At 73.4% G+C, this 26,237-nt stretch carries 24 protein-coding genes and 1 riboswitch; of the genes, 10 read left to right on the top strand and 14 right to left on the bottom strand.

The genetic code is table 11. The features are described 5' to 3' along the window. Positions 1-11: 11 nt before the first annotated feature. The 4 genes from ABZ249_RS28650 to gcvT form a co-directional block, all read right to left on the bottom strand. Positions 12-1,424, bottom strand: coding sequence for an L-serine ammonia-lyase (locus tag ABZ249_RS28650; protein ID WP_355269034.1), 1,413 nt, complete (start codon positions 1,422-1,424; stop codon positions 12-14). Between the two features lie 83 nt (positions 1,425-1,507). Beyond that, complete coding sequence (gene glyA / locus ABZ249_RS28645; protein ID WP_355269032.1) at positions 1,508-2,776, bottom strand: serine hydroxymethyltransferase; 1,269 nt, start codon at positions 2,774-2,776, stop codon at positions 1,508-1,510. A 6-nt stretch (positions 2,777-2,782) separates the two neighbouring features. Then, positions 2,783-3,160: a glycine cleavage system protein GcvH gene (gene gcvH, locus ABZ249_RS28640; protein WP_355269030.1), complete on the bottom strand. Its 378-nt coding sequence runs from the start codon at positions 3,158-3,160 to the stop codon at positions 2,783-2,785. Positions 3,161-3,317: 157 nt separating this feature from the next. After that, a complete protein-coding gene (gene gcvT, locus ABZ249_RS28635) occupies positions 3,318-4,433 on the bottom strand; it encodes a glycine cleavage system aminomethyltransferase GcvT (RefSeq protein ID WP_220562901.1) in 1,116 nt (371 codons plus the stop codon). A gap of 146 nt (positions 4,434-4,579) precedes the next feature. Next, positions 4,580-4,680, bottom strand: a riboswitch (glycine riboswitch). A 173-nt stretch (positions 4,681-4,853) separates the two neighbouring features. On the opposite strand from gcvT, the gene ABZ249_RS28630 reads away from it, so the two are divergent. Beyond that, on the top strand, positions 4,854-5,669 hold the full coding sequence (locus ABZ249_RS28630) for a penicillin binding protein transpeptidase domain-containing protein (RefSeq protein ID WP_355269028.1): 816 nt from the start codon (positions 4,854-4,856) through the stop codon (positions 5,667-5,669). Positions 5,670-5,749: 80 nt separating this feature from the next. On the opposite strand, the gene ABZ249_RS28625 is transcribed toward ABZ249_RS28630, so the two are convergent. Beyond that, positions 5,750-6,808 carry a 3-deoxy-7-phosphoheptulonate synthase gene (locus ABZ249_RS28625; protein ID WP_355269026.1) on the bottom strand — a complete coding sequence of 353 codons (1,059 nt, stop codon included), beginning with the start codon at positions 6,806-6,808 and terminating at the stop codon, positions 5,750-5,752. Positions 6,809-6,997: 189 nt separating this feature from the next. Beyond that, the gene (locus ABZ249_RS28620) at positions 6,998-8,716 is read right to left on the bottom strand and encodes an AMP-binding protein (protein WP_355269024.1); all 1,719 of its coding nucleotides are present in this window, start codon (positions 8,714-8,716) and stop codon (positions 6,998-7,000) included. A 190-nt stretch (positions 8,717-8,906) separates the two neighbouring features. On the opposite strand from ABZ249_RS28620, the gene ABZ249_RS28615 reads away from it, so the two are divergent. Continuing rightward, on the top strand, positions 8,907-9,776 hold the full coding sequence (locus ABZ249_RS28615) for a DUF4429 domain-containing protein (RefSeq protein WP_355269022.1): 870 nt from the start codon (positions 8,907-8,909) through the stop codon (positions 9,774-9,776). Positions 9,777-9,880: 104 nt separating this feature from the next. After that, complete coding sequence (gene pip, locus ABZ249_RS28610; protein WP_355269020.1) at positions 9,881-10,837, top strand: prolyl aminopeptidase; 957 nt, start codon at positions 9,881-9,883, stop codon at positions 10,835-10,837. A 36-nt stretch (positions 10,838-10,873) separates the two neighbouring features. Here pip and ABZ249_RS28605 read toward each other — a convergent pair whose 3' ends face one another. After that, a complete protein-coding gene (locus ABZ249_RS28605) occupies positions 10,874-12,808 on the bottom strand; it encodes a DUF4153 domain-containing protein (RefSeq protein ID WP_355269018.1) in 1,935 nt (644 codons plus the stop codon). Between the two features lie 132 nt (positions 12,809-12,940). Here ABZ249_RS28605 and ABZ249_RS28600 point away from each other — a divergent pair, with 132 nt between their 5' ends. Beyond that, positions 12,941-13,132: a ferredoxin gene (locus ABZ249_RS28600; protein WP_220562895.1), complete on the top strand. Its 192-nt coding sequence runs from the start codon at positions 12,941-12,943 to the stop codon at positions 13,130-13,132. Here ABZ249_RS28600 and ABZ249_RS28595 read toward each other — a convergent pair. Then, complete coding sequence (locus ABZ249_RS28595; protein WP_355269095.1) at positions 13,116-14,348, bottom strand: FAD-dependent oxidoreductase; 1,233 nt, start codon at positions 14,346-14,348, stop codon at positions 13,116-13,118. The two genes, ABZ249_RS28600 and ABZ249_RS28595, sit on opposite strands and share 17 nt — an antisense overlap. Beyond that, positions 14,348-15,310 (bottom strand): asparaginase, encoded by a 963-nt coding sequence (locus tag ABZ249_RS28590; protein ID WP_355269016.1) that lies wholly within the window; start codon positions 15,308-15,310, stop codon positions 14,348-14,350. Before ABZ249_RS28590 ends, ABZ249_RS28595 begins: the two co-directional genes overlap by 1 nt. Positions 15,311-15,496: 186 nt before the next feature. Between ABZ249_RS28590 and ABZ249_RS28585 the strand changes: the two genes are divergently transcribed. Next, a complete protein-coding gene (locus ABZ249_RS28585) occupies positions 15,497-16,408 on the top strand; it encodes a 3'-5' exonuclease (RefSeq protein ID WP_355269014.1) in 912 nt (303 codons plus the stop codon). A gap of 329 nt (positions 16,409-16,737) precedes the next feature. Here ABZ249_RS28585 and ABZ249_RS28580 read toward each other — a convergent pair whose 3' ends face one another. From ABZ249_RS28580 to ABZ249_RS28570, 3 genes are all read right to left on the bottom strand, one after another. Further along, the gene (locus ABZ249_RS28580; protein ID WP_355269012.1) at positions 16,738-17,007 is read right to left on the bottom strand and encodes a hypothetical protein; all 270 of its coding nucleotides are present in this window, start codon (positions 17,005-17,007) and stop codon (positions 16,738-16,740) included. A gap of 131 nt (positions 17,008-17,138) precedes the next feature. After that, the gene (locus ABZ249_RS28575) at positions 17,139-17,798 is read right to left on the bottom strand and encodes a TetR/AcrR family transcriptional regulator (RefSeq protein WP_355269010.1); all 660 of its coding nucleotides are present in this window, start codon (positions 17,796-17,798) and stop codon (positions 17,139-17,141) included. Between the two features lie 94 nt (positions 17,799-17,892). Then, a complete protein-coding gene (locus ABZ249_RS28570) occupies positions 17,893-18,570 on the bottom strand; it encodes a biliverdin-producing heme oxygenase (protein ID WP_355269009.1) in 678 nt (225 codons plus the stop codon). Positions 18,571-19,065: 495 nt separating this feature from the next. On the opposite strand from ABZ249_RS28570, the gene ABZ249_RS28565 reads away from it, so the two are divergent. The 5 genes from ABZ249_RS28565 to ABZ249_RS28545 all read left to right on the top strand — a co-directional run bounded on the left by ABZ249_RS28565 (position 19,066) and on the right by ABZ249_RS28545 (position 24,241). After that, positions 19,066-20,301 (top strand): fused response regulator/phosphatase, encoded by a 1,236-nt coding sequence (locus tag ABZ249_RS28565; protein ID WP_305082823.1) that lies wholly within the window; start codon positions 19,066-19,068, stop codon positions 20,299-20,301. A 23-nt stretch (positions 20,302-20,324) separates the two neighbouring features. Further along, entirely contained in the window at positions 20,325-22,259 is a 1,935-nt protein-coding gene (locus tag ABZ249_RS28560; protein ID WP_355269007.1) for an ATP-binding protein, read from the top strand. Between the two features lie 8 nt (positions 22,260-22,267). After that, positions 22,268-22,702 carry a response regulator gene (locus ABZ249_RS28555; RefSeq protein WP_220565310.1) on the top strand — a complete coding sequence of 145 codons (435 nt, stop codon included), beginning with the start codon at positions 22,268-22,270 and terminating at the stop codon, positions 22,700-22,702. A gap of 77 nt (positions 22,703-22,779) precedes the next feature. Further along, on the top strand, positions 22,780-23,310 hold the full coding sequence (locus ABZ249_RS28550; RefSeq protein WP_355269005.1) for a low molecular weight protein-tyrosine-phosphatase: 531 nt from the start codon (positions 22,780-22,782) through the stop codon (positions 23,308-23,310). A 10-nt stretch (positions 23,311-23,320) separates the two neighbouring features. Beyond that, complete coding sequence (locus ABZ249_RS28545) at positions 23,321-24,241, top strand: fructosamine kinase family protein (RefSeq protein WP_355269003.1); 921 nt, start codon at positions 23,321-23,323, stop codon at positions 24,239-24,241. A gap of 32 nt (positions 24,242-24,273) precedes the next feature. Here ABZ249_RS28545 and ABZ249_RS28540 read toward each other — a convergent pair whose 3' ends face one another. Together ABZ249_RS28540 and ABZ249_RS28535 are read right to left on the bottom strand one after the other, a co-directional pair. Next, positions 24,274-25,218, bottom strand: coding sequence for a carbohydrate ABC transporter permease (locus ABZ249_RS28540; protein ID WP_355269001.1), 945 nt, complete (start codon positions 25,216-25,218; stop codon positions 24,274-24,276). Next, a complete protein-coding gene (locus ABZ249_RS28535; protein WP_220562884.1) occupies positions 25,215-26,192 on the bottom strand; it encodes a sugar ABC transporter permease in 978 nt (325 codons plus the stop codon). Before ABZ249_RS28535 ends, ABZ249_RS28540 begins: the two co-directional genes overlap by 4 nt. Positions 26,193-26,237 lie beyond the last annotated feature (45 nt).

Here is a 26,237-nt window from a genome sequence, read left to right as displayed (position 1 = left end):
GGCGGCCCGCCTCAGCACTCGATGACGTTGACGGCGAGGCCGCCGCGGCTGGTCTCCTTGTACTTGTCGTGCATGTCGCGGCCGGTGTCGCGCATGGTCTTGATGACCTTGTCCAGGGACACGAAGTGGCTGCCGTCGCCGCGCAGCGCGATGCGGGCCGCGCTGATGGCCTTGACCGACGCCAGCGCGTTGCGTTCGATGCACGGGACCTGGACCAGGCCGCCGATCGGGTCGCAGGTCAGGCCCAGGTTGTGCTCCATGGCGATCTCCGCGGCGTTCTCCACCTGGGCCGGGGTGCCGCCGAGCACCTCGGCCAGCCCCGCGGCGGCCATGGAGGAGGCCGAGCCGACCTCGCCCTGGCAGCCCACCTCGGCGCCGGAGATCGACGCGTTCTGCTTGAACAGGATGCCGATCGCGCCGGCCGTCAGCAGGAACCGGACCACGCCCTCCTCGCCCGCGCCCGGGCTGAAGTGCGTGTAGTAGTGCAGCACCGCCGGGACGATCCCCGCCGCGCCGTTGGTCGGCGCGGTGACCACCCGGCCGCCCGCGGCGTTCTCCTCGTTGACCGCCAGCGCGTACAGGGTGATCCAGTCGCTGCCGCGCATCGGGTCGGGGTCGTCGGCGGTGGGGGCGAGCAGCCCCGCGTCGTCGCAGTTGCCGCCGAGCTGGCGGTACAGCCGGTGCGCCCGGCGCGGCACCCGCAGGCCGCCGGGCAGGGTGCCCTCGGTGGTCACCCCGCGGCGCACGCACTGGCGCATCACCGTCCAGACCTCCAGGAGCCCGGCGGTGATCTCGGCGTCGGTGCGGCCGAAGGCGCGCTCGTTGGCGCGCATGACCGCGCTGATCGACATGCCAGTCTCCGCGCACAGCGCCAGCAGCTCCTCGGCGCTGTCGAACGGGTGGGGCAGCACGGTGTCGTCGGCCTTGATGCGGTCGGCCCCCGCCGCCCGCTCGTCCACGACGAACCCGCCGCCCACGGAGTAGTACACCTTGGCGGCCAGCTCGGCGCCGACGGAGTCCCGGGCGACGAACCGCATCCCGTTGGGGTGGTCGGGCAGGCTCTCCTTGCGGCGGAAGTCCACGTCCACGGCCGGGTCGAAGTCCACCGTCGGCCCGTCCGGGCCGCCCAGGGCCATCGAGCGCTCGGCGCGCACCCGCTCCACCAGGGCGGGCACGGAGTCCACGTCCACCCCCTCGGGGGTGTGGCCCAGCAGGCCGAGCACGACGGCCGTGTCGCTGCCGTGCCCCTTGCCGGTGAGGGCGAGGGACCCGTACAGCTCCGCGCGCACGTGCGCCACCTCGTCCAGCAGCCCGTTCTCCCGCAGCCGGGAGACGAACGTGCGGGCGGCCTTCATCGGCCCGACGGTGTGCGAACTCGACGGTCCGATACCGATTTTGAACAGGTCGAACACGCTGATGGCCAAAGGTCTGTCCTCCTCGTTGAGCACAGGGCCGTGCCTGCCGGACGAACGCCGTGCGGGGCCCGGCGGCCCCGCACGGCGGGGCCCTACAGGTTGGGGTAGAGCGGGTACTTCTCGGTCAGGGCCCGGACCCGGGCGCGCAGCGACTCGGCGTCGAACTCCGGCTTGAGGGCCTCGGCGATGACGTCGGCGACCTCGGCGAAGTCCTCGTCGCCGAACCCGCGCGTGGCCAGCGCGGGGGTGCCGATCCGCAGACCCGAGGTGACCATCGGCGGCCGCGGGTCGTTGGGCACCGCGTTGCGGTTGACCGTGATCCCGATGGAGTGCAGCCGGTCCTCGGCCTCCTGGCCGTTGAGCTCGGAGTCCACCAGGTCGACCAGCACCAGGTGCACGTCCGTCCCCCCGGAGGCCACCTTGACGCCGGCCTCGGCGGCGTCCGGCCGGGTCAGCCGCTCGGCGAGCAGCTTGGCCCCGGACACGGTGCGGCGCTGGCGGTCGGCGAACTCCTCGCCCGCCGCGACCTTGAGCGCCACGGCCTTGGCCGCGATCACGTGCTCCAGCGGGCCGCCCTGCATGCCGGGGAACACCGCGGAGTTGATCTTCTTGGCCAGGTCGGCCTTGGTGAGGATCAGACCGCCGCGCGGGCCGCCCAGGGTCTTGTGCGTGGTGGTGGTGACCACGTCGGCGAACGGCACCGGGTTGGGGTGCAGGCCCGCCGCGACCAGGCCGGCGAAGTGCGCCATGTCGACCATGAGCAGGGCGCCCACGGAGTCGGCGATCTCCCGGAACCGGGCGAAGTCCAGCTGCCGCGGGTAGGCGGACCAGCCCGCGACGATCATCTTGGGCTGGTGCTCCTTGGCCAGGGCGGCGACCTCGTCGTAGTCGACGGTGCCGTCCTCGTCGCGCACGTGGTACGCCACGGCGTTGAGGACCTTGCCGGAGTAGTTGATGCGCATCCCGTGGGTCAGGTGGCCGCCGTGGGCCAGGTCCAGACCGAGGATGGTGTCGCCCGGCTTGAGCAGGGCGAAGTACACGGCCGTGTTGGCCTGGGCGCCCGAGTGCGGCTGCACGTTGGCGTGCTCGGCGCCGAACAGGGCCTTGGCCCGGTCGATGGCGAGCTGCTCGACGACGTCGACGTGTTCGCACCCGCCGTAGTAGCGGCGGCCGGGGTAGCCCTCCGCGTACTTGTTGGTCAGGACGGTGCCCTGCGCCTCGATGACGGCCTGCGGGGCGAAGTTCTCCGAGGCGATCATTTCAAGGGTGTCGCGCTGGCGGCCCAGTTCGGCGTCGACGGCGGCCGCGACTTCCGGGTCGAGTTCGCTCAGGCTCTGGTTGAGCGTGTTGTCGGTGGCCATCGGGGGTCAGTCCTCGCCTTCGGTCAGCTTGGTGTACTCCTCCGCGGAGAGCAGCTCGCCCGGTTCCCCGGACAGGCGCACCTTGAACAGCCAGGCGCCGTAGGGGTCGGAGTTGATGGACTCCGGCTCGCCCTCGAGGTCGGCGTTGACCTCGACGACCTCGCCGTCGACGGGGGAGTAGATGTCGCTGACGGACTTGGTGGACTCCACCTCGCCGCAGGTATCGCCCGCGCTCACGGTGGTCCCGGCCGCGGGGGCCTCGACGTAGACGATGTCGCCGAGGGACTCGGCGGCGAACGCCGTGATGCCGACCGTGGCGACCCCGTCCTCGATCGAGACCCACTCGTGTTCGGCGGTGTAACCCAGCTCCGTGGGAACGCTCACTTCAACTCTCCTTGGAGGTTCTCTTCATTCCTGCCGCGCCGCCGGGTGACGGCCGCCCGGCCCGGCCTACGTCCGGTCGCGCCCGCCCGTGCCGATCCCGGTCAGGGGTTCAGCCGCGCGGGGCGCGCGGGGTCCCTTTGGTGGGGGACCCACGTTCTCAGGCCTGCCGCTTGTAGAACGGCAGCTCGACCACGTCGACGTCCTCGCCGCGGCCGCGCACGTCCACGGTGAACGCGCCGGTCGCGGTGTCGAGTTCGCCGTCCACGTAGGCCATGGCGATGGGGCTGCCCAGGGTGGGGGAGGGGGCGCCGCTGGTGATGGTGCCGACGACCTCGCCGTCGCGCAGGACGTCCTGGCCGCGGCGCAGCGGACGGCGTCCGCGCGCGACGAGGCCGATGAGGCGGCGGGGGCGGGCGGTGCGGGCGGCCTCTTCCAAGGCGGCCCGGCCGACGAAGTCGCCCTCCTTGTCGAACTTGACCACGCGGCCCAGTCCGGCGTCGAAGGGGGTGAGGTCGGTGCTCAGCTCCTGGCCGTACAGCGGCATGCCCGCCTCCAGGCGCAGGGTGTCGCGGGCCGACAGCCCGGCGGGGACCAGGCCCTTGTCGGCGCCGGCGGCCATGAGGGCCTCCCACACCCCGACGGCGCGGTCGGCGGGCCTGACGAAGATCTCGAAGCCGTCCTCGCCGGTGTAGCCGGTGCGCGCCAGCAGGACGGGCACCCCGGCGACGGTGTGCTCGTAGCCCGCGTAGTAGCGGATGGAGTCGAGATCGGCGTCGGTGAGCGGGGCCAGGATCTCCACTGCCCGGGGGCCCTGGATCGCGATGAGCGAGTACTCGGCGGACTCGTCGGCCACCTCGACGTCGAACCCGGCGGCGCGCTCGGCCAGGGCGGCGGAGACGGCGTCGGCGTTGGCGGCGTTGGCCACCACGAGGTACTCCTCCTCGCCGAGCCGGTAGACGATGAGGTCGTCCAGGACGCCGCCGTCGGCGTCGGTGATCATCGTGTAGCGGGCCCTGCCCGGCTTGACCTGCGACAGGTGCCCGACCAGAGCGTGGTCGAGGGCGCGGCCGGCGTCCGGCCCGGTGAGGCGGATCTCGCCCATGTGGGAGAGGTCGAAGAGGCCCGCGGCCTCGCGTACGGCCCTGTGCTCGGCGGTCTCGCTGCCGTAGCGCAGAGGCATGAGCCACCCGGCGAAGTCGACGAGGGAGGCGCCGGCCTTCTCGTGGATCGCGCGCAGGGCGGTGGGCCGCGACGCGGACGCGGGCTCTGACATGGGTACTCCCGAGAGGATGGGCGTCGTATCGTGCATAGGCGTTGCCATCCTCCCCCTCTGTCATCGGTGCCTGAGAGCTTCGCCCCGCGCTCGGCGTGGCTTGCACCTTCGGCGAGGGACTCCCGGTCCCTGCTTTCCAGAGTGGTCTCGCCCGTACGGTCCACTGTGCCTGAGAGGTTGTTTCGGGGAGGGATTGCTCCTTCGGCGGCCCGCGCCGGCTGCGCGGGCACTCTCCCGTACGGGGTCAGCAACACGTTCAGCCTAGCAGCGGCCGTGGCCGCCCCCAAGGGCGGCACCGCCCGCGCGACCGGCGCGGGCGAAACCCGGGCGGCGGGGGCGGGCACGGGTTACCGTGTCCCCTGAACGGGTCGTGGCGGTTCGTGCACCGAGGGGGACCGAGTGCTGGTGGACACGCGGAGGATGAGACGGATCGGCTACGCGTCGGTGGCCGGTGCGGCGCTGGCGGCGCTGCTGGGCTGTGCCGCCCCGCGGGAGGAGGGCGAGGAGTCGGGCCCCGCCCCGGGGGCGGGCAACGCCGCCGCGGTGGGCGGCGACGTGGCCGCGGTGGAGCGGGCGGACCTGGCCGGGGTGTTCGAGCGGGCCGGTGCGGCGGGCACGTTCGTGCTCTACGACACACGGGACCGCACCTCGGTGCTGGTGGACCCGGAGCGGGCGCGCGAGCGCGCGGTGCCGGGGGAGACGTTCGAGCTGGTGACGGCGCTGGTGGCGCTCCAGACGGGCGCGGTGTCCGACGCGGGGGCCGTGGTGGGCGCCGGCGGGGCGGCGCACCGGGACGCGGTGGAGCGGGTGGGCCGGGACCGGCTGGCCACGTGGGTGGACCGGTTCGAGTACGGCGACCGCGACACCGGCGCGCCGGAGGACGGCTCCGGCGACTTCTGGGCGCGGGGCCCGCTGGGGGTCTCGGCGGTGGAGCAGACGGAGTTCCTGGCCGGGCTGGCCCGCCGGGAGCTGCCGGTGGACGCCGCCCACCAGGAGGCGCTGCACGCGGCCACCCTCGTGGAGGAGGGCGCCGGGCACACGCTGCACGGCCGCGCGGCCTGCGACGGGGACGGGGCGCCGGGCTGGTGGGTCGGCTGGGTGGCCGCCGGGGAGCGGACGCACTCCTTCGCCCTGCGCCTGGAGCCGGGGGAGCGCGGGGCCGGGGACTGCGAGGCGCTGGGGCGCGAGCTGCTGGCGGCCCTGGACGTCCTGCCCCGGGAGTCCGGCACCCGGTAGGGAACGGCTCGGGGGGAGACGGCCGGGCCCCGCCCCGTGGCGGACGGGGCGGGGCCCGGCGGGTCCGGAAGGGGCGCCGGCTAGGCGGTCTTGCGGCGGGCGCGGACGGCCTCGGCCAGGGTGGTCAGCACCTCGGTGGTGGTGTCCCAGCCCATGCACTTGTCGGTGATGGACTGGCCGTACACCAGGTCCGCCGGGTCGCCCAGCTTCTGGGCGCCGGGGACGAGGAAGCTCTCCAGCATGACGCCGATGATGCCGTGCTGGCCCTCGGCCACCTGGGCGGCGATCTCGGCGGCCACGCCCGGCTGGCGCTCGTGGTCCTTGCCGCTGTTGGCGTGGCTGGCGTCGATCATCAGGCGGCGCGGCAGCCCCGCCCGGGCGATGACGTCCAGGGCGGCGTCCACCGAGGCGGCGTCGTGGTTGGGACCGGTGCGGCCGCCGCGCAGGATGACGTGGCAGTCGGGGTTGCCCTCGGTGACGACCACCGAGCCGGCGCCGGTCGGGTCCACACCGAAGAACGTGTGCGAGGCCGCGGCCGCGCCCACCGCGTCCACGGCCACCTGCACGTCGCCGTCGGTGCCGTTCTTGAAGCCCACCGGGGTGCTCAGGCCGCTGCTCAGCTGGCGGTGCACCTGGCTCTCGGTGGTGCGGGCGCCGATCGCGCCCCAGGACACGGCGTCGGCGATGTACTGCGGGGTGATGGGGTCGAGGAACTCGGTGCCCGCGGGCAGCCCCAGCGAGTTGATGTCCAGCAGGATCTCGCGGGCCAGGCGCAGGCCGCGCTGGACGTCGTAGGTGTCGTCGAGGCCGGGGTCGTTGATGAGGCCCTTCCAGCCGACGGTGGTGCGCGGCTTCTCGAAGTACACGCGCATGACCACGCACAGCTCCTCGCTCAGCGAGGGGACCAGCTCGATCAGCCGGTGGGCGTAGTCCATGGCCGACTCGCGGTCGTGCACGGAGCAGGGGCCGACGACGACCAGCAGGCGGTCGTCCTCACCGTCCAGGACCCGCTTGACCTCGGCGCGGGAGCGCTCGACCAGGGCGGTGCGCTCCGTCCCCAGGGGAAGCTCCGAGAGCAGGTCCCGGGGGGCGATGAGCGGCTTGTAGTCGACCACCCTTGTGTCGTTGGTGCTGGGCATGCTGCTGCTCCCCTGTGTCCTCGCTCGTGCGGTGCCGCCACCCTGCACACTAGCGCGGCCGCGGCTCCGGAACGCGATCACGCCGGTATTTCGGACGAGGGTCACACGGCGGGGGCCGGTAACGGCGACAATGGTGAAATGTTCGTCTCGCCCACTGAGACGCATTTCTTCGGGGGTGCCCGCGCGGGTTCACGGCTCGGGGTCGGCGAAGTCCTCCTCCCAGAATTCGGCGGGGCGGCGCGAGCCGTCCTCGACGGGGCCGCGCTCGGCCTCCTCCCGGCGCAGCTGCACCCGGCGGATCTTGCCCGACACGGTCTTGGGCAACTCGGCGAACTCCAGGCGGCGGACCCTCTTGTACGGGGAGAGGCGGCCGCGGACGTGCTCCAGGATCGCCCGCGCCGTCTCCGCCGTGGGCGGCACCCCGGGGGCCGGGGTCACGAACGCCTTGGCGACCGCCAGCCGCAGCGGATCGGGGGAGGGGACCACCGCGGCCTCGGCCACGTATTCGTGTTCGACGAGCACGCTTTCGAGTTCGAATGGTGAGATGCGGTAATCCGAGGCCTTGAACACATCGTCGCCGCGACCGATATAGGTAATGTGCCCGTCGGCCTCCCGGGAGGCCAGATCCCCGGTGTGGAACAGGCCCCGGCGGGTCGCCGCCCGGGTCAGGTCGGGACTGTCCGCGTACCCCTTCATGATCCCCACCGGCCCGTCGGACAGGTCCACGCAGATCTCGCCGGTGTCGCCCGGCTCCTCGGTGACCGGGTCCACCAGGACGATCCGGTACCCGGGCATCTCGCGGCCCATCGACCCGGGGACCACGCGCTGGCCGGGGGAGTTGCCGACCAGCAGGGTGGTCTCCGTCTGGCCGAACCCGTCGCGCACCGTCAGGCCCCACGCCCTGCGCACGTGCTCGACCACCTCCGCGTTCAGCGGCTCCCCGGCGGCCAGGGCCTCGCGCAGGGGGACCTTCCACGACGCCAGGTCGGTCTGCACCAGCATCCGCCACACCGTCGGCGGCGCGCAGAAGGTGTGGACGCCGCAGCGCACGATCTCGTCCAGCAGGCGCTCGGGGGAGAAGCGGTCCTGGCGCACCACCAGCACCGTCGCCTCGGCGTTCCAGGGGCCGAAGACGCTGCTGTAGGCGTGCTTGCCCCAGCCGGGGACGGACACGTTCAGGTGCACGTCGCCCGGCCGCACGCCCAGCCAGTACATGGTGGACAGGTGCCCGACCGGGTAGGAGCGCTGGGTGTGCACGACGAGCTTGGGCGTGGCGGTGGTGCCCGAGGTGAAGTAGACGAGCAGGGGGTCGTCGGGGCCGACGCGGTGCGGCGGGTGGAACTCCAGGCCGGCGTGCTCGGAGTCGGGGTAGCCGAGCCAGCCGTCCATGTACCCCACGCAGATGCGGGTCCAGTGGCCGCTCAGGCCCTCGAACTTCGCCGTGTCCACCGGGGAGCACACCACGTGCCCGATCTCGCCGCGCTCCAGCCGGTCCAGCAGGTCGCCCTCGGTCAGGTTGGTGGCGGTCGGCACCACCACAGCGCCGAGCTTGACGGCCGCCAGGGTGATCTCCCACAGCTCCACCTGGGGGCCGAGCATCACCAGGATGCGGTCGCCCGCGTGCACGCCCTGGGCGTGCAGCCAGTTGGCGACCTGGGAGGAGCGCTCCGACATGCGCCGGTAGGTGTGCTTCTCCTCCGAGCCGTCCTCGTCGACGATCCACAGCGCCGTGCGGTCCGGCCGCCGCTCCGCCACCTCGTCGAAATGGTCCAGCGCCCAGTTGAACACCTCGGGCCGGGGCCAGGTGAACTCCCGGTGCGCGCCCTCGCGGTCCTCCCGCAGCCGCAGGAGCAGATCGCGCGCCGCACGGAACTCCGCGGCACCCTCGGCCGCCGCCTCTTTGGACATCGCTTCGACCTTTCGGATCTCCGCCCGCCTCGCTCCGGGGCCGGTGTGCTGCGGTTTCTACCCCCGATGCGCCCCGGCGACCCATCGCCCCGCGCCGTGCGCCCGGCGGGGGCCGGGCCAGGGAGGGGCCGCGGACCCCGGCGGCCGGGAGAAGCGGGGGCCCGGCGGGCACGCCCTAGGATGGTGAGCCATGGAGGAACTGCGCGGGCACCACGCCCTCTGGAGGATCGACGACGAGACGGTACGGATCCGCTTCGATTCCGGACGCAAGGTGCCGACGCTGTTCAAGGCACTGGGCGGCGCCGAGGTCCCGCTGGCCGCGGTGCGCGAGGCGGACTTCTACCGGGGCGACCGCAAGCACGGGTGGCGGCTGCGGCTGGACCTGCTCCCCGGGCTCGACCCCTACACCAGGCCGGGCGCGTCCGCCCGCGACGTGCTCACCCCCCTGGTCCTGAGCGGCCCCCACGACACCGAGCTGGTCGCCGAGTACGTCGCCGACAAGATCCGGGACCTGGCCCGCTACGCCCGCGAGACCCTCGCCGGCGAGCTGGACCGCACCGAGGTCGCCCGGGCCCTGGTGGCCCGGCCCCCCGTGCAGGCCCGCACGGCCGAGGGGTCGGCCTCCTTCGACGGCGAGAAGGTGCGCCTGCAGTGGGACGGGTGGCTGGCCAGCACCGCCAAGGAGAAGGAGAAGTCCCGCGAGTACCGGCTGGCCGAGATCGAGTCGGTGGACTGGCACCCGCAGGTCGACGTCACGGAGGGGTACATGCGCGTCGTGCTGCGCGGGGTCACCCTGCCCGAGGCGACCTCCCTGGAGAACGACTTCTTCACGCTCGCCTCGCACGGCTCCAAGGGCGCCGAGGAGACCTTCCTGATGGCGGCCACCATCAACGCGTACATCGGTGACGCGCCCGCCGCGCCCGCCCTGGAGGGCGGTGAGCCGGGCGGCGCCGAGGAGGTCTTCGCCAAGATCCGCGAGCTGGGCCGCCTGCACGCCGAGGGCCTGCTCACCGACCAGGAGTTCGCCGACAAGAAGGCCGAACTCCTGGGCCGCCTCTAGCCTTCCCCGTTCCCCCGCCGGAGGGACCCCGGCCGCCCCCCGCCCGGCCCGTCCCGGAAGACCCTTTCCGGGGCACACGACGAACACCCAGGAAAGGCCACGCTGTGCGCACCCTGTACCCGCCCATCGAACCGTACGACTCGGGCATGCTCGACGTCGGCGACGGACACCGCGTCTACTGGGAGCTGTGCGGCAACCCCGCGGGCAAGCCCGTGGTGTTCCTGCACGGCGGGCCCGGCGGCGGCTGCGTGCCCGACCACCGGCGGCTGTTCGACCCGGAGCGGTACCGGATCCTGCTGTTCGACCAGCGCAACTGCGGCCGCTCCACCCCGCACGCCGGGAGGATGGACACCGACCTGTCCACCAACACCACCTGGACGCTGGTGGAGGACATGGAGCGGCTGCGCGAGATGATCGGCGTGCAGGCCTGGCAGGTCTTCGGCGGGTCGTGGGGCAGCTGCCTGGCCCTGGCCTACGCCCAGGCCCACCCCGACCGGGTCACCGAGCTGATCCTCCGCGGCATCTTCACGCTGCGCGACGAGGAGCTGCGCTGGTTCTACCAGGAGGGGGCGTCCATGATGTTCCCCGACCTGTGGGAGTCCTATCTGGCGCCCATCCCCGAGGAGGAGCGCGGCGACCTCATGGCCGCCTACGCCCGGCGGCTGGAGTCGCCCGACCGCGAGACCCGGGTCGAGGCGGCGCGGGCGTGGAGCGTCTGGGAGGGCTCCACGGTGACCCTGCTGCCGAACAAGGAGCTGCGGGAGCACCACGCCGAGGACGAGTACGCGATGGCGTTCGCCCGGATCGAGAACCACTTCTTCGTCAACAGGGGGTTCTTCACGCCGGAGCAGCTGATCGAGGGCGCCGAGCGGATCCGGCACATCCCCGGGGTGATCGTGCAGGGCCGCTACGACGTGTGCACCCCGGTGCGCACCGCCTACGACCTGCACCGCGCCTGGCCGGAGGCGGAGTTCCACATCGTCGACGACGCCGGGCACGCGTTCAGCGAACCCGGCATCCTCGACCGCCTCATCGAGGCGACGGACCGCTTCGCGCGATGACGGGCCCCGGGCGCGCCCCGGCGCGCCCGGGAGGGGTCACCAGTCGTAGCGGTCGACGCAGGAGTACGGGTCGGCGGGCGGGGGCAGCAGCTCCTCCGCCCGCTCCCGGGACAGGTTCCAGGACGCGAGGCCGTCGTCCCCGAGGCGGTAGTACTGCCGCTGGAGCACGCAGGCGCGGTCCTCGCCCTCCAGCTCGACCAGGGCCGGGACGGCGTCGGCGGACAGGTCCCGCAGGTACCAGACGTCCGACATGTTCAGCTCGGTGCCCAGGTGGCTCTCGGCGATGCGCAGGTCCGGGTCCGCGTAGGCGAACACGGCCAGCGACACCCCGGCCGTGGCGGCCACGACCCGGGGCAGCCACACCGCGGGCCGCCCCAGGGTGTTGAGCACCCCGGCGGCGATGACCAGTGCGAACACCAGGGCGCTCCACACGATCCACGCCTCCGCGACGGCCCGGAGCCGGGTGAGGCCGAACACGTCGATGTACAGCTGCAGGCGGTACATCGCCGAGGCGAGGATGACCAGGGTGAGCACGCACAGCGCCCCCAGCAGGGCGTTGCGCAGCAGGCGGACGCCGCGCGGGCGCGCGGGGACGATCCGGGCGGACAGGCCGATGACGCCCAGGACCAGGACGCTGACGACCACCAGCTGGAAGAACCCCTGCCGGGCGTACTCGGCGTAGGTGACCCCGACCACCCTTTGCACGTGGTCGTCGCCGCCGAACAGGGTGACGGCCTGCACCGCCAGGAACGCGGCGAACAGCGCGGTCAGCGCGCCCAGGGGGATGGTCCACGCCCACACCGGCATCCGGGCCTCCCGCTCGGGGCGCGCGGTGGGTGCGGGGCGGCGGCGCCGTGCGGTGAGCACCGCGGACCCGGTGAACAGGGCGGTGAACACCAGGAGGAACAGGCGGCCGATCCCCTCGGAGAACGAGGTGCCCTCGGTCAGCGGGGTGAAGAGGTCGGCCACGTAGTGGGCGAACACGGTGTCGGCGAACGAGAACAGCAGCCCGAAGACCAGCAGCAGCGCCGTGGTGACCAGGGCGGTGAGCACCGCGGGGCCCAGCAGCAGCCGGGTCCGGCTGTTCTGGAGGGGGCTCAGCAGGAAGCGCGGCGTGGCGAAGAGGTTGCGCACCAGCGCGAACGCGCCCGCGGCGACGCCCACCGTGCCGCTGCGCGAGAGGGGGCCGCGGACGGCGAAGGCCAGCGAGGCGGTCAGGAACGCGCCGGCGAGCGTCCAGAACAGCAGCCATCCGGCGTCGCGGAACAGGGCGGTGAAGAGCAGGGCGGTCGCGATCACCCCGAAGATCGCCGCCCAGGCGTGGGAGTAGCGGTCGGGCTCGCCGACCTCCTCCACCGGGCCGCCCGCGGGGCGCCAGCCGCCGCCGGGCGCGGGCTCCCAGCCGTCCCGGGCGGCCGGGGCCGAGGCGTCGGCGTCGGCCGGGGAGCTCCGGGCGGGTTCCCGCCCGTCCGCGTCCGGGGCCCCGCCGGTGTCCCCGTCCTCGGGGGCCTCGAGGGCTTCGGCGTTTTCGGTGTCCTCGGCGGCGGGTGTGCCGGGGTCCTCAGGGGCCTCGTCCCGGTCCCCGTCCGCGGCGCCGGGGCGGTCGTCGGGACCGGGGTCCGGGTCGGCGTCCGCCGTTCCCCCGTCCTCCTCCGCTTCCCACCGGTCCTCCTCCGGACCGTCCCCGTCTCCGGGCCCGTCGCCGTCCCCGGCCGCCACGGGGGCCTCCGGGATGGCCGGGCGGACCAGGAGCGCGACCAGGGCGGTCAGCCCCGCCAGGAGCCCGGTGAGCACCAGCCCCAGGCCCGGGCGGGCCAGGGAGGCGAACAGCGAGGAGAACGTCCCCACCGCCAGGACCGCGATGAGCAGCCAGCCCGGCGCCCTGGGCAGCACCGGCCTGGGCCGGTAGGCCGGCGGGAGGTACGGCGGGTACGGGGGGTGGTGGGTGTGCGGGGTTTCGGGAACTGCCATGGTGTCCCTCGGCTCGGACGCTGGACGGGGGGATCCCCGTACAGCGTGGGACTCCCGGCCTCGCCCGCCGGTTCACGGAGACACCGGCGTAGTGTGCGGTAGGACACTTCCATCCGCGCGAGGAGTCACACCATGCGAGTCGAGGTCGACTACGACCTGTGCGAGAGCAACGCCCTGTGCATGGGCGTCGCCCCCGAGGTCTTCGAGGTCAGGGACGACGACTTCCTGTACCTGCTCACCGAGGAGCCGCCCGCCGCGCTCCACGACCGGGTCCGCCAGGCCGAGAAGCTGTGCCCCAAGCGGGCCATCACGGTCGCGGACTGACCGCCGCCAGGGCGTCCTCCCAGGTGGTCGGCCGCTCCAGCAGTCCCCGGTACCGCATGGTGCGCGGGGTGGACCGCAGCCCCAGGACGCCCGTCAGCATGCCGCCCCGGCCGAGGAACGCCACGAACTTACGGTCCTGCACGGACCCGTGGACGACGGCGACCTCATCGGCCGGGGCGCCCTGTCCCAGCAGCTGGATCTTCATTTTGTATTGGTCCGACCAGAAGTAGGGCACCGGAGTGAAGGGCCTGCGCTCCCGCGGGGCGGCGAGCAGGTTGTGCGCGGCCGCCGCGGCCTGCTCCCCGGCGTTGGTCCAGTGCTCCAGGCGGATGCGCCCGCCGTAGCGGGGGTGCGGCCAGTTCGCGAGGTCGCCGACCGCGTACACGCCGGGGGCGGACGCCGCCGAGTACTCGTCGCAGCGCACCGACCCGTCGGGCATGAGGTCGAGCGCCCCCTGGAGCCACTCGGTGTTGAGGCGCACGCCGATGCCCGCCACCACCAGGGGCGCCTCGACGGCCTCCCCGTCGGCGAGCCGCACGCGCTCGACCCGTCCGGAGCCCTCGTAGGCGTCGACCCCGACGCCCAGGCGCACGTCCACGCCGTTCTCCCGGTGCAGGTCGGTCAGCACCGTTCCCAGCCGCGGGTCGACCACCCTGGTCAGCGGTGTGGGGGCCGCCTCCACCAGGGTGACCTCGGCGCCCAGGGCACGGGCGCTCGCCGCCACCTCGGCGCCGACGAACCCGGCGCCCACGACCACCAGGCGCCCGTGCTCGGCGATCCCCGCGCGCACCGCCTCGGCGTCCTCCAGGGTGCGCAGCACGTGCACCCCCGCCAGGCCGGTGTCCGGGCGGCGGGCCCGGGCGCCCGTCGCGACCACCAGGCCGTCGTAGGGGACGTCGCCGTCGTCGAGCTTCACCGTGCGGGAGGCGGTGTCCAGGCCGAGCGCCCGGGTGCCCGGACGGAAGTCCAGGTCCAGGGCGTCGACCTCGGCGTCCTCCAGCAGCCGCAGCGCCCGGTGGCCCGCCAGGGGGCCCGGGTCCAGGCCCGCCCCGGTCAGCGCCTCCTTGGAGAGCGGCGGCCGGGAGTAGGGCCGGTGGGGCTCCTCGCCGATGAGGGTGACACGGCCCTCGAAACCGCGTTCGCGCAGGGCCGCCGCGGTGTGCAGCCCCGCCATCCCGGCGCCGACGATGACGATGTTTCGCACTGTGCCTCCGATCAGAGCGGACGGACCTCGCCGACGGGCGCGCCGCCGCCGTAGACGTCCACCCGAAGCCGGTCCCGGACGGGGGAGACGTCCACGCCCAGGGAGCGCAGGGCGTCGAGTGCGACCAGCGTACGCGCCCGCTCCGCGGCGTCCCCGTCGCTGATCTTGACGGCGACGGCCTCCCCGGAGGGCGCGGACAGGACCAGCACCCCGTCGGCGCCGATCTTGGACACCAGGCCGGGCATGCGGGTCATCAGGTCGGTGTCCACCCGGCCGGTGCCGGACACGTACTCGGGGTGGGCGCTCATGGCCGCGAGGACCGCGCGCTCGGGCGAGCCCTCGGGCGCGGTGCGCATCCGCCACAGCCCCCGGGCCAGCCCCGCCAGGGAGACGGCCAGCTGGGGCGCCCCGCAGCCGTCGACGGCGGTGTGGGCGACCTCCTCGCCGCACAGGTCCTCGGTGGTCTCGCGGACGAGCACCTGGAGGGGGTGCCCCGGGTCGAGGTAGGCCTCGGTGGTCCACCCCCGCGCGACGCAGGCGGCGAGCATGCCCGCGTGCTTGCCCGAGCAGTTCATCAGGAGGCGCTCGGGCTCGCGCCCGGAGCGGACGAACTCGCGGCGGGCCTCGGAGCCGCCGGGGATGTCGGGCGGACAGCGCAGCGCGTCGGGGGTGAGCCCCGCCTCGGCGAGGATCAGCCGGGCGCGCTCCTCGTGCAGGGGCTCGCCGCCGTGGCTGCCCGCCGCGATCGCCAGGGAGGGCCCGGACAGCGGGGCGCCGGCGCGCAGCATCGCCACGGCCTGGAACGGCTTGGCGGAGGAGCGGGGGAACATCGGCTGGTGCACCGGTCCGCGCGCGTGGGCGATGCGCCCGTCGGCGGACAGACCGACGACCGCCCCGTAGTGCACGCTCTCGCGCATCCCGGAACGGGTCACCTCGGCGAGGGGCACGTACTCGGGCAGCGGGGTTCTGGTCATACGGGTCTCCTCATCGTCGAGGGGTGCGTGGAGTGTCCGGGGGTGTACGGACATGCGTCAGAACGTTACCCCGGGTCTCTTTCTTCCGTTTCCACCGGGAGCGCGGAAGCACCGCGGGCCGGGCCGTCGGTGCCGGGGAGTAGGGTCATGGCCGTGGAGCCGGTGGTTTTCAACGAAGGGACGGGCATGGGAACGCTGCGGATGGGGACGCTGACCCGGCGCAGGGGCGGCATCCGGGCGGCGGACCTGGAGTACGCGGTGCTCGACACCGAGACCACCGGCCTGGACCCGCGCACGGGCGCCCGCATCGTCGAGATCGCCGTGGTGCGGGTGCGCGGCGACGGCACCCTGCTGCGGGAGTTCACCACCCTGGTGGACCCGCGCGCGGACGTGGCCGGCCGTGAGTTCCACGGCATCGGCGACGGCGACGTCATCGGCGCCCCGTCCGTCGACGAGGTGGTGCCGGAACTGGTCCGGCTGCTCTCGGGCGCGGTGGTGGTGGGCCACAACCTCGACTTCGAGCAGCGCTTCCTGGCCTCGGAGCTGGTCCCCGTCGGCCTGCCCGAGGGGCTGCCGGGGCTGTGCACGCTGCGGGCCCTGCGCGCGCAGGTCAGGCTGGAGCGCTACTCGCTGCCCAAGGCCTCGCACGCGCTCAGCGGCGTGTGGCCGACCGGGCAGCACACCGCCCTGGGCGACGCCCGCGCCTGCGCCCGCCTGCTGGTGGAGATGATCGCCAACGCCCCGGGTGAGCTGCGCTACCACGGTGCCGAGCCCGAGCCGGTCGCGGTCCCGCTGCGCCGCAGGGTCCCGGTGCCCTCGGGCGCGCCCTCGGAGGCCGTGCGCTGGAAGCCGCGCACCTCCACCCCGCCGGACCTGTTCGTCCCGCGCCCGTGGCCGGGCGCGCGCTGGCGCCCCCTGGAGCTGGACCCCTTCCTGTGCGGCGGGGCGTTCGGCCCCTCGGACCGGGCGATCGCGGAGATGGCGGCGCACCGGGACGCGCGGGCGCGCCGCCGCCTCGCGGCGGCCGCCGCGGTGGCCGGCGGCCTGGCGGCCGGCGGACTGCTGGCCGGCCTGGGCCGCCGCCTGCGCCGCCGCTAGGGGACGGCCTCCGGGGCGGTCCCCCGCGAGCGCACCTGTGGTGCCGTGCTCCCGGGGCGTGTCCGGTGGGTGCTCCCGTGCGGTTCGGCGCCCGCGCCGAACGGGCACGGGCGGCCGCCGGGCGACCCCCGCGAGAGGCCCGGCCGAGCGCCCCTGCGGTGCCGTGCTCCCGGGGTGTGCTCGGTGGGTGCTCTCGTGCGGTTCGATGTCTGCGTCGAACGGGCGCGGGCGGCCGCGAGGCGATCTCTCGGGAGACGACCGGCGCGGGTCGGCCCCGGGGCCGACCGTCCAAGCGCAGGCGGCGTCGCGAGGGGCGGCCCGAGGGGCCCCTAGTAGCCGGAGAGGGCGAGGAAGAACGCGACGATCATCGCGCTGCCGCCCAGGGTGGTGAACAGGGCGCGGCCCTGTTCGGTGAGGCGGGCCGGGACCAGCCGCAGCCGGGGGCCGGCGGACCGCGCCGGGGCCCGTGTGGCGGTGCGCGTGGCGGACCCGCCGCGGGCGGGGGCGCGCACGGGGCGGGGCGGGACGTAGCGGGGCAGCCTGTTGGACATCGCGACCAGCACCAGCACGGCGCCGATCGCCAGCAGCACGAGAGACACGGCGGGGGTGAACCTTCACGACTCGGGTCCGGGGTCATGATTCCTACCGGATCCGGGCCGCGATTCTCGACTCGGTATCACCCGATCGCCACCGGAGCGCCCGTTACGGGCGGTCCGTTATCACCCGCCGCTCATGCGTCGTCGCCGACGGTCTCTGTGGTGGTCCGGTTGGGGACGATGGTGTCCACGGTTTCGGTCTCCACACCCAGGGCGCGCAGCACGAACCGGGTGACCAGGGCGTGCGTCTCCTCCGGATCGATCTCGCCGCTCACCAGGGGGATCCGCTGGGAGCCGACCATCGACAGGGTCAGCCGGGCGACCGCCTCGGGGGGCATCGCGTCGAACTCGCCGTCCGCGATCCCCTCCTCCAGGATCTCGGTGAGCAGGCTCTGCATCGGGGCGACGTGGGCGGCCAGCGCCTGGTAGGCCTGCGGGCCCAGGCTGGCGCCGAGCTCGGCCGCAGGCGGGTGCGGGTGCGCCATGATGCCCTGGAGCTGGAGGCGGACGAAAGCCGACAGCCGCCGGGCCGCGGAGACCCCCGAGGGCAGCTCGCGCCGGTAGTCCTCCACGAAGCGGTTGTTCACCTCCTCGGTGAACGCCAGCAGCAGGGTGGGCTTGTCCGGGAAGTAGTTGTAGAGCGCGGTGCGGGTGATGCCCGCGGCGTTGGCGACGTCGGTCATGGAGACGCGGTCGATCCCCTGCGAGCGGATGAGCTCGTCGACAGCCTCCATGATGCGCTCCCGTGTGCGGGCACGGTGGGCGGCGATGGTGGGCGCCGTGATCTTGGGCATTCCTCTATGGTGGCACGCCGAAGGGGCCGGACCGCACGGTCCGGCCTCCTCCGCGGTGTCCTCCCGGGGGCGCGCGCCCGGGGCGCCGTGGTCGTCAGCGGGCGGTGTGCAGTCGGCCCAGGTCGGCGAACACCTCCGTGTTGAGCTGGTAGGCCAGGCGGGTCTCGGCGATGAGCCGGTCGGCGGTGGCGGCGTCCATCTCCAGGGAGTCCAGCCGCTCGCGGTAGCCCGCGCGGAACCGGGGCAGGCTGCCCAGGCGGTCGAACACGTAGAAGGCGACCCCGGCTCCGTCCGTGAGCCCGTAGGCCTCCGCGGCGGTGCGGCGGATGAACTGGCCGCCGGAGACGTCGCCCATGTACCGGGTGTAGTGGTGGGCGATGAAGCCCTCGGGGCGGTCGGCCATCTGCTCGATGCGCGCCACGTAGGTGCGGGTGGCGGGGGTCGGCTCGATCCTCCCGCGCCAGTCGGGGCCGAGCAGGTGCTCCAGGTCGGTCACGAGCGCGGGCACGCGCTCCAGTTCGGGGTAGTGGAACCGGCCGGCCAGGGGGTCGCCGGCCAGGGCGCGGCCGACCTCCTCCAGCGCGACGTAGGCGAAGTAGTGCTGGGCGACCATCGCGGTGTACCCGGCCACGGGGAGGGTGCCGGACATCAGGGCCCGGGTGAACCCGTGGTCCTCGGCGGCCTGGTGGGCGCTCCAGGTGGCCGCCTTGAGCCGCTCGGAGAACAGCTCCGAGTCGGGGGCCGTGGAGGGGGCTTCGGCCGTGACGCTCATCCGCGTTCTCCGTACTTCCTCGATCGGTGCCTTTGATGACATGATGTCATTTAGGCGAGCCTTCCTTCAAGGAGGATACGACAGGCTGTCATAAAAAACCCGGGCGATGTCGCTTAGCCTGTGTGCGGCCTCACAGGCGCCGCCTCCGTGCACATGCCCCTGCACGCGCCCGCGGACCGCCCCCGGCGGCCCCGCGCAAACCCCGGCCCCCAGCCGGTTCCGGCCCGCCGACCCCCTCCGACGACGGGGTTCCCCGCGGATCCGTCGGATGTGTCTCCCCCACGCCTGCTGGTCAACAGGTCCCCGGGGCGTTTATCTTTTGGGGAGCCATGCGGTCCGAACCGCCCCGGGGTGTCCGTCTCGGGCCCACGCGGCGCGACGGCGAGCGCCCGCGGACCGTCAGACCGAAGGCGATGAGTGGATACCAGGAGAACAGGGCACGATCCCACGACGGTGATCGGCACGGGGACGGCGCACACCGCCCCCGCTGACGGCGTGGCCGCCGACGGCCGCGCCGCCCTGGGCGACGCCGTCCTGAACGAACGGGTGGAGGCTGCCGTCGAATCGGTTGACGTCCTGCTGATCGAGGACGATGCGGGCGACGCCTTCCTGGCCGAGGAACTGCTCGCCGAGACAGCGCTCACCACCCGGATCACCTGGGTCGCCACCCTCGAGGAGGCCCGGGACCACCTCAAGGGCTTCCGCGGCTGCGTCCTGCTCGACCTCAACCTGCCCGACGCGCACGGCCTGGACCTGCTCCGCGAGGTCCTCCAGAGCGCGCCGTCGGCGGCCGTCGTGGTCCTCACCGGCCTGGACGACGAGCACGAGGGCGTCGCCGCCGTCTCCGCCGGAGCCCAGGACTACCTCGTCAAGGGCCAGGTCGACGGCTCCCTGCTGGGCCGCAGCCTGCGCTACTCCCTGGAGCGCCGCCGCGCCGACGAGAACGCCCACCAGCTCCGCGAGGCACGCCTGCGCGCCCGCGAGAACATGCGCCTGGAACGCGGCCTGCTGCCCCAGGTGCTGCTCCAGCGCTCGCCGCTCAGCCACCGCACCTACTACCGGCCCGGCCGCAAGCGCGCCATCGTCGGCGGCGACTTCTACGACGCGGTCGAGAAGGACGGCACCACCCACGTCATCATCGGCGACGTCAGCGGCCACGGCCCCGACGAGGCCGCGCTGGGCGTCAGCCTGCGCATCGCCTGGCGGACGCTCATCATGGCCGGGGTCGCCGAGTCCACGGTGCTGCCCAACCTGGAGGCCATCCTCGTCAGCGAGCGGGCCCAGGAGGAGATGTACGCGACCCTGTGCATGGCCAGCATGGACACCGGCGACGACCGGGTCCGGCTGCGCGTGCTGGGCCACCCGCCGCCCATGATCGTCCGGGACACCTCCGTGGCGGAGACCCCGGTCACCCCCCAGCCCCCGCTCGGCGTCTTCCCGGTGGAGGACGCCGACGTCGACGAGGTCCGCCTGCCGCGCGGCTCCAGCCTGCTGATGTACACGGACGGCCTGGTCGACGCCTACGACGGGGAACCGCCCGCGCGCCTGGAGGTCGCGGGCCTGCGCCGGCTGGTCACCGGCATCCTGGAACAGGGCGTCTCCCTGGCCCGCCTGCCCGAGCACGTGGTGGACGAGGCCGAACGCAGCAACGGGGGACCGCTCCAGGACGACGTGGCGATGCTCCTCATCACCCACGACGACCACGGGGAGAACAACGGAGACCGGGAGTGACACCTCCCGGGGAGGGGACGGCCATGGCGACCGACACCGACGGAGCCGAGGCCCGCCCGGACACCGGCGCGCCCCCGACCCCCTCCGTCGGCGGCGTCCACTTCGTCAACGGCGACCGGGGCCGGCCGGCCGTGCCCCACGAGTCGTGGAGCCTGCGCCGCCGGGTGACCAGCCTGCTGACCGTGGTGGCGGTCGTCCTGGTGGTCGCCGTCTCGATCATCACCCTGGCCGCCTTCAGCGCCCGCGACTCCCTGGCCCTCCAGGTCGACGAGCTCACCCCGGCCGTCGGCTCGGTCGAGCAGCTCCGCTCCGCCTACCTGACCCAGGACCACGCCCTGCGGGGCTACATCCTCACCGAGGAGCGCGAGTTCCTCCAGCCCTACATCGACGCCCGCCTCAAGATCACCGAGGAGCGGGCGCTGCTGCGCGAGCTGGCCGACAGCCGCCGCGAGGAGGACCCGGTCCTGGCGTCGAACATCGACGCCCTGCTGCGCGCCGGGGAGATCTGGACCGACGAGTTCGCCGAGCCCACCCTGGAGCAGGTCGGCAACGGGCAGGAGCCCAGCCCGGACGACCTGCGCCGCGGCCGCGTCCTCTACCTGGAGCTCACCCGCTCCAGCGAGGCCGCCCTGCGCAACCTCCAGAACGAGATCGAGGAGGCCCGCAGCGGCCTGACCCTGGCCACCCAGCAGGTCGTCGCCCTGCTGGTGCTGGTCGGCCTGGTCGTGGTGTTCCTGTCGGTGTTCCTGTGGGTGATGCTCCAGCAGTGGGTGCTGCGACCCCTGGAGGAGCTGGCCGGGCACATGCGCCAGGTGTCGGAGGGCTACTACGCCCACCGCATCTCCCTGCACGGCCCACCCGAGATCGTCCGCCTGGGCCGGGACGTGGACGCCATGCGCGAGCGCATCGTCCAGGACCTGGACGAGGTCGCCTCCGCCCGGCGCAAGCTCCAGGAGCAGTCGGCCCTGCTGGAGCACCAGGCCGAGGAGCTGCGCCGCTCCAACCTCGAACTGGAGCAGTTCGCCTACGTCGCCTCGCACGACCTCCAGGAGCCCCTGCGCAAGGTCGCCAGCTTCTGCCAGCTGCTCCAGCGCCGCTACCACGGGCAGCTCGACGAACGCGCCGACTCCTACATCGACTTCGCGGTCGAGGGCGCCAAGCGCATGCAGACCCTCATCAACGACCTGCTCGCCTTCTCCCGGGTCGGCCGCACCAAGAACTTCGCCGCGGTCGCCCTCGACGACGCCCTCGACGACGCCCTCAGCAGCCTGTCCACCCGCCTGGAGGAGACCGGCGCCGAGGTGGTCTGGGACGGCCTGCCCACCGTCCAGGGCGACCGCACCCTGCTCACCCAGGTGTTCTTCAACCTGGTGGGCAACGCCGTCAAGTTCCGCGGCGAGGAGGACCCGCGCGTCCGCATCGGCGTCGAGCGCCGGGGCGACGAGTGGATCTTCTGCTGCCAGGACAACGGAATCGGGATCGAACCGCAGTACGCCGAGCGCATCTTCGTGATCTTCCAGCGGTTGCATACCAGGGAGAAGTACACGGGAACCGGGATCGGCCTGGCGATGTGCAAGAAGATCGTCGAGTTCCACGGCGGCCGGATCTGGCTGGACACCTCGCACGGATCGGAAACCTCCGGTGAGGGGGAGGCCCCCCGTACCGGAACGCGCATATGCTGGTCTCTGCCCGTCGACCCCGGGCAGGAGGAGACCGCGGAAGCGGACGGCGCACCCGCCGCCCGGGAGGCGCTCGCCGACGACGGGGTTCAGGAGGCCGAGACCGCCCCGGCGGCCCCGGCACCGACGGCCGCACGGTGGTCCACGGGCCGGGGCGGGCCGGAGGCGGACGCGTCCGGGGGTGATTCCCCCGGGGCGACCTCCACCGCGCCGGTGTCCGATGGCGGTACGGTTCCCCCCGACGACGGGGCGGGCCCTGACAGGGGTTCTGAGGCTTGAGCGAGGTCATGTTGGTGCATCCCATCGAGGTGCTGCTGGTCGAGGACGACCCGGGCGACGTCCTCATGACCAAGGAGGCGTTCGAGGAACACAAGCTGGGCAACCGCCTGCACGTGGTCTCCGACGGCGTCGAGGCCCTGCGCTTCCTGCGCCGGGAGGGCGAGTACGCCCAGGCCCCGCGGCCGCACCTGATCCTGCTCGACCTCAACCTGCCCCGCAAGGACGGGCGGGAGGTCCTCCAGGAGGTCAAGAACGACGAGGAGCTCGCGCACATCCCCGTCGTCGTGCTCACCACCTCCGAGGCGGAGGAGGACGTGCTGCGCAGCTACCGCCTGCACGCCAACGCCTACGTGCCCAAGCCGGTGGACTTCGACCAGTTCATCAAGGTCGTGCGCCAGATCGACGACTTCTTCGTCACCGTGGTGCGCCTGCCCAAGGGGTAGACGGCGTTACCGGACCGCGGCGAACGCGCCCGCCGCAGAGCGGGTGGCCGCGCCGGTTTTTCGTTACGGTAAGAGGTATGAGCCTGCCGGAACCCCGCCACCCCGACGGTCCCTACCGTGTCGGCGTGGTCTGCCTGGGCAACATCTGCCGCTCACCGATGGCCGCCAAGGTGCTGGCCGCCGACCTGGAACGGGCCGGGCTGAGCGGCCTCGTCGAGGTGGACAGCACCGGTACCGGCGACTGGCACGTGGGCGGGGCGATGGACCCCCGGGCCGCCTCCACCCTGCGCGTGCACGGGTACCTCACCGACCACACCGCCCGGCAGTTCGACCCGGCCGACCTGGCCCGGCTCGACCTGCTGCTGGCCATGGACCTGGACAACCTCGGCGACCTGCGCCGCATCGTCGACCGGTACGGGGCCGAGTACGGCTTCGACCCGTCCCGGCTGCGCCTGTTCCGCTCCTTCGCCCCGGGCGCGGGCCCCAACCCCGAGGTGCCCGACCCCTACTACGGCGGCGACGACGGGTTCACCGCCGTCCTCAACATGGTGGAGGCCGCGGCCAAGGGCCTGACCGGCGAACTCACCGCGCTGCTCAAGCAGCGGTAGCGGAGGCCGGGTGGAGGAGGGACCGGTGTGCGCCGCGGGGGGCGGTGGGGGCCGGCGCCGGGATCCGGTCAAGGGGACCATGGCGGAGCGGCTCACCGTCCTGCTGGGCCGTCCGGTGCGCCGGGCCGCGCGGGCCCAGCGCAGCCATGACTGGGACATCTCCTACGCGGAGCTGGAGGACGGCACCCGCCTGTTCGTGAAGTCGCTGCCGCGCAACGCCGCGCCCAGCGCGGTGCTCACCTCCGAGGCCCGCGGCCTGGAGTGGCTGGGCCGCGCCTTCGGGTCGCCGGTGCTGCAGCCGGTCGCCTGGGACGAGCGCATCCTGGTCCTGCCCTGGGTGGCGGAGGACGACCCCACGCCGGCCGCCGCCGAGCGCCTGGGCCGCCGACTTGCCGGGCTGCACCTGACCGGGGCGGACCACTTCGGCGCCGACTGGCCCGGCTACGTCGGGCCGCTGCCGGCGGACAACACGCCGGCCCGGCACTGGCCGACCTTCTACGCCGAGCAGCGGCTGCGCCCCTGCCTGCGCCGGGCCGTCGACCAGGGCGGGCTCACCCCGGCCGACGGGCGCACCGTGGAGAAGGTGGTGGACCGGGTCGCCGACCTGGCGGGGGAGCCCGAGCCGCCCGCACGCATCCACGGCGACCTGTGGAACGGCAACGTGCTGTGGCGCGCCCGGGACGCCGTGCTCATCGACCCGGCCGCCCACGGCGGGCACCGGGAGGCGGACCTGGCCATGCTCACCCTGTTCGGCCTGCCCCACCTGGAGCGGGTCCGCGACGCCTACAACGAGGTGGCGCCGCTGGCGGCGGGCTGGCGCTCCCGGGTGGCCCTGCACCAGCTGTACCCGCTGCTGGTCCACGTGTGCCTGTTCGGCGCCGCCTACCGCACCACCGCCCTGGAAGCGGCCCGCGCCGCCCTCCGGGGGTAGCGAGGGCGGCGCGGGGCGCGGAGCGGGTTCGGCTATCCCTTGACGCTGCCCGCCAGGAGGCCGCGGACGAAGTGGCGCTGGAGGAGGAAGAACACCAGCAGCGGCACGACCATCGACACGAACGCGCCCGCGGTCAGCCGGTGCCAGGCCTCGCCGCGGGTGCCCGCCAGCTCGGCCAGGCGCACGGTGAGCGGGGCGGTGGCGGTGTCGCCGCCGGTGAAGATCAGCGCCACCAGCAGGTCGTTCCACACCCACAGGAACTGGAAGATGCCCAGCGACACCAGGGCCGGGGTGATGAGCGGCAGCACGATCCGAAGGAAGATGCGGCCGTGCCCGGCGCCGTCCACCCGGGCCGCCTCGAACAGGGTCCTGGGCAGCTGCGAGATGAAGTTGTGCAGCAGGAACACGCCCAGCGGCAGTCCGAAGACCGTGTGCGCCACCCACACGTTGGTGAACGCCATCGCCCCGGTCAGCTCCCAGGCGGGCAGCACCTGGACGCCGCCGACGGTGACGCCCTGCGAGAAGAAGCGCAGCAGCGGCACCAGCGCCATCTGCAGGGGCACGATCTGGAGCGCGAAGATCCCGAGGAACACCCAGTCGCGTCCGCGGAAGTCGATCCAGGCCAGCGCGTACGCCGCCAGCGCCGCCAGGCCCAGCACGAACACCGTCGAGGGCAGCGTGATCACCAGCGAGTTGACGAAGTGGCTGGCCAGCCGGCCGTCGCTGGCGGAACCGAACAGCACGTCCCGGTAGTTGTCCAGGGTCACCTGGGGCGAGGAGAAGAACGTCCACCAGCCGGTGGTGCGGATCTGGTCGGCGGGGCGGAACGAGGAGATGAACAGCCCCGCGGTGGGCACCGTCCACAGCACGGCGATGACCAGGGCCGCCAGGCTCGCCGCCGACCCGCTGAGCCTGCGCCGCACCCGGGCGGCCGGGCCCGCGTCGCGGACGTCGGTGATGGTGGGGGTGGAGGTCATGACAGCTCCCTCGCCTTGCGGGTGCGCCGGATCTGCAGGGCCACCAGCGGGATGACCAGGACGAACAGGAACACCGCCAGGGCCGACCCCTGGCCGGTCTGGCCCTGGGAGAACGCCTGGCTGTACATCTCGTTGGCGATCACGCTGGTGCCGTAGTTGCCGCCGGTCATGGTGCGGACGATGTCGAACACCTTCAGGGTCTGCACGGTGATGGTGATGAGGACGACCAGGAGGGTCGGCCACACCGACGGCAGGGTGATGCTCCGGAACAGCTGGAAGGGGCCGGCGCCGTCGATGCGCGCGGCCTCGACGATCTCGGCGGGGATGGCCTTGATCGCCGCCGACAGCACGACCATCGCGAACCCGGCCTGCACCCAGATGAGCACCAGGATCAGCAGGAACGTGTTCAGCGGCTGCTCCAGCAGCCACAGCCGCGGCTCGCCGCCGAACCACACGACGATCTGGTTGAACAGGCCGTACTGCTCCTGGTCGGCGGGCCGGTAGGCGTACACGAACCGCCAGATGATGCTCGCGCCGACGAACGAGATCGCCATCGGCATGAACACCAGGGACTTGGCGACCGGCTCGAACCGGGACCGGTCCACCAGCACCGCGTAGACCAGGCCGATCGCGGTGGCGAGCAGGGGTGCGAACGCCACCCACAGCAGGGTGTTCCACAGCACCTGGAGGATCTCCGGGCGCTGGAACATCCAGATGTAGTTGGCCAACCCCACGAACTCGTCGCCGGAGCGGTCGTGGAAGGACAGGTAGGTGGTGCGCAGGACGGGGTAGACGAGCCCGCCCGCCAGCAGGAGCAGTGCCGGGGAGAGGAAGAGGACCGCCTGCCACCGGTCGCGCCGGGTGCGGGGCACGTCGACGAGGAGCAGCAGCAGGCCGATGACGCCGAGGAAGGCGGCGATCCCGATGAGCATCCACACGATCTTGGGAAGCTCGTCCAGGAACGAGAACTCCATGGGTGGGGCCCCTTGTGATCTCGGGGAGAGGGACGGAGGGGTGGG

This window comes from Nocardiopsis sp. NPDC006139 (assembly GCF_040614155.1).
Taxonomy (GTDB): Bacteria; Actinomycetota; Actinomycetes; order Streptosporangiales; family Streptosporangiaceae; genus Nocardiopsis; species Nocardiopsis changdeensis.
This window is presented reverse-complemented; position numbering and strand designations above follow the sequence as displayed.

What these genes read in the sequence shown, in the direction of transcription:
- glyA (WP_355269032.1), bottom strand. Translation starts at nt 2,776, where the DNA reads ATGGCCACCGACAACACGCTCAACCAGAGCCTGAGCGAACTCGACCCG.
- gcvT (WP_220562901.1), bottom strand. Translation starts at nt 4,433, where the DNA reads ATGTCAGAGCCCGCGTCCGCGTCGCGGCCCACCGCCCTGCGCGCGATC.
- ABZ249_RS28630 (WP_355269028.1), top strand. Translation starts at nt 4,854, where the DNA reads ATGAGACGGATCGGCTACGCGTCGGTGGCCGGTGCGGCGCTGGCGGCG.
- ABZ249_RS28625 (WP_355269026.1), bottom strand. Translation starts at nt 6,808, where the DNA reads ATGCCCAGCACCAACGACACAAGGGTGGTCGACTACAAGCCGCTCATC.
- ABZ249_RS28620 (WP_355269024.1), bottom strand. Translation starts at nt 8,716, where the DNA reads ATGTCCAAAGAGGCGGCGGCCGAGGGTGCCGCGGAGTTCCGTGCGGCG.
- ABZ249_RS28615 (WP_355269022.1), top strand. Translation starts at nt 8,907, where the DNA reads ATGGAGGAACTGCGCGGGCACCACGCCCTCTGGAGGATCGACGACGAG.
- ABZ249_RS28605 (WP_355269018.1), bottom strand. Translation starts at nt 12,808, where the DNA reads ATGGCAGTTCCCGAAACCCCGCACACCCACCACCCCCCGTACCCGCCG.
- ABZ249_RS28600 (WP_220562895.1), top strand. Translation starts at nt 12,941, where the DNA reads ATGCGAGTCGAGGTCGACTACGACCTGTGCGAGAGCAACGCCCTGTGC.
- ABZ249_RS28590 (WP_355269016.1), bottom strand. Translation starts at nt 15,310, where the DNA reads ATGACCAGAACCCCGCTGCCCGAGTACGTGCCCCTCGCCGAGGTGACC.
- ABZ249_RS28585 (WP_355269014.1), top strand. Translation starts at nt 15,497, where the DNA reads ATGGGAACGCTGCGGATGGGGACGCTGACCCGGCGCAGGGGCGGCATC.
- ABZ249_RS28575 (WP_355269010.1), bottom strand. Translation starts at nt 17,798, where the DNA reads ATGCCCAAGATCACGGCGCCCACCATCGCCGCCCACCGTGCCCGCACA.
- ABZ249_RS28570 (WP_355269009.1), bottom strand. Translation starts at nt 18,570, where the DNA reads ATGAGCGTCACGGCCGAAGCCCCCTCCACGGCCCCCGACTCGGAGCTG.
- ABZ249_RS28560 (WP_355269007.1), top strand. Translation starts at nt 20,325, where the DNA reads ATGGCGACCGACACCGACGGAGCCGAGGCCCGCCCGGACACCGGCGCG.
- ABZ249_RS28555 (WP_220565310.1), top strand. Translation starts at nt 22,268, where the DNA reads ATGTTGGTGCATCCCATCGAGGTGCTGCTGGTCGAGGACGACCCGGGC.
- ABZ249_RS28550 (WP_355269005.1), top strand. Translation starts at nt 22,780, where the DNA reads ATGAGCCTGCCGGAACCCCGCCACCCCGACGGTCCCTACCGTGTCGGC.
- ABZ249_RS28540 (WP_355269001.1), bottom strand. Translation starts at nt 25,218, where the DNA reads ATGACCTCCACCCCCACCATCACCGACGTCCGCGACGCGGGCCCGGCC.
- ABZ249_RS28535 (WP_220562884.1), bottom strand. Translation starts at nt 26,192, where the DNA reads ATGGAGTTCTCGTTCCTGGACGAGCTTCCCAAGATCGTGTGGATGCTC.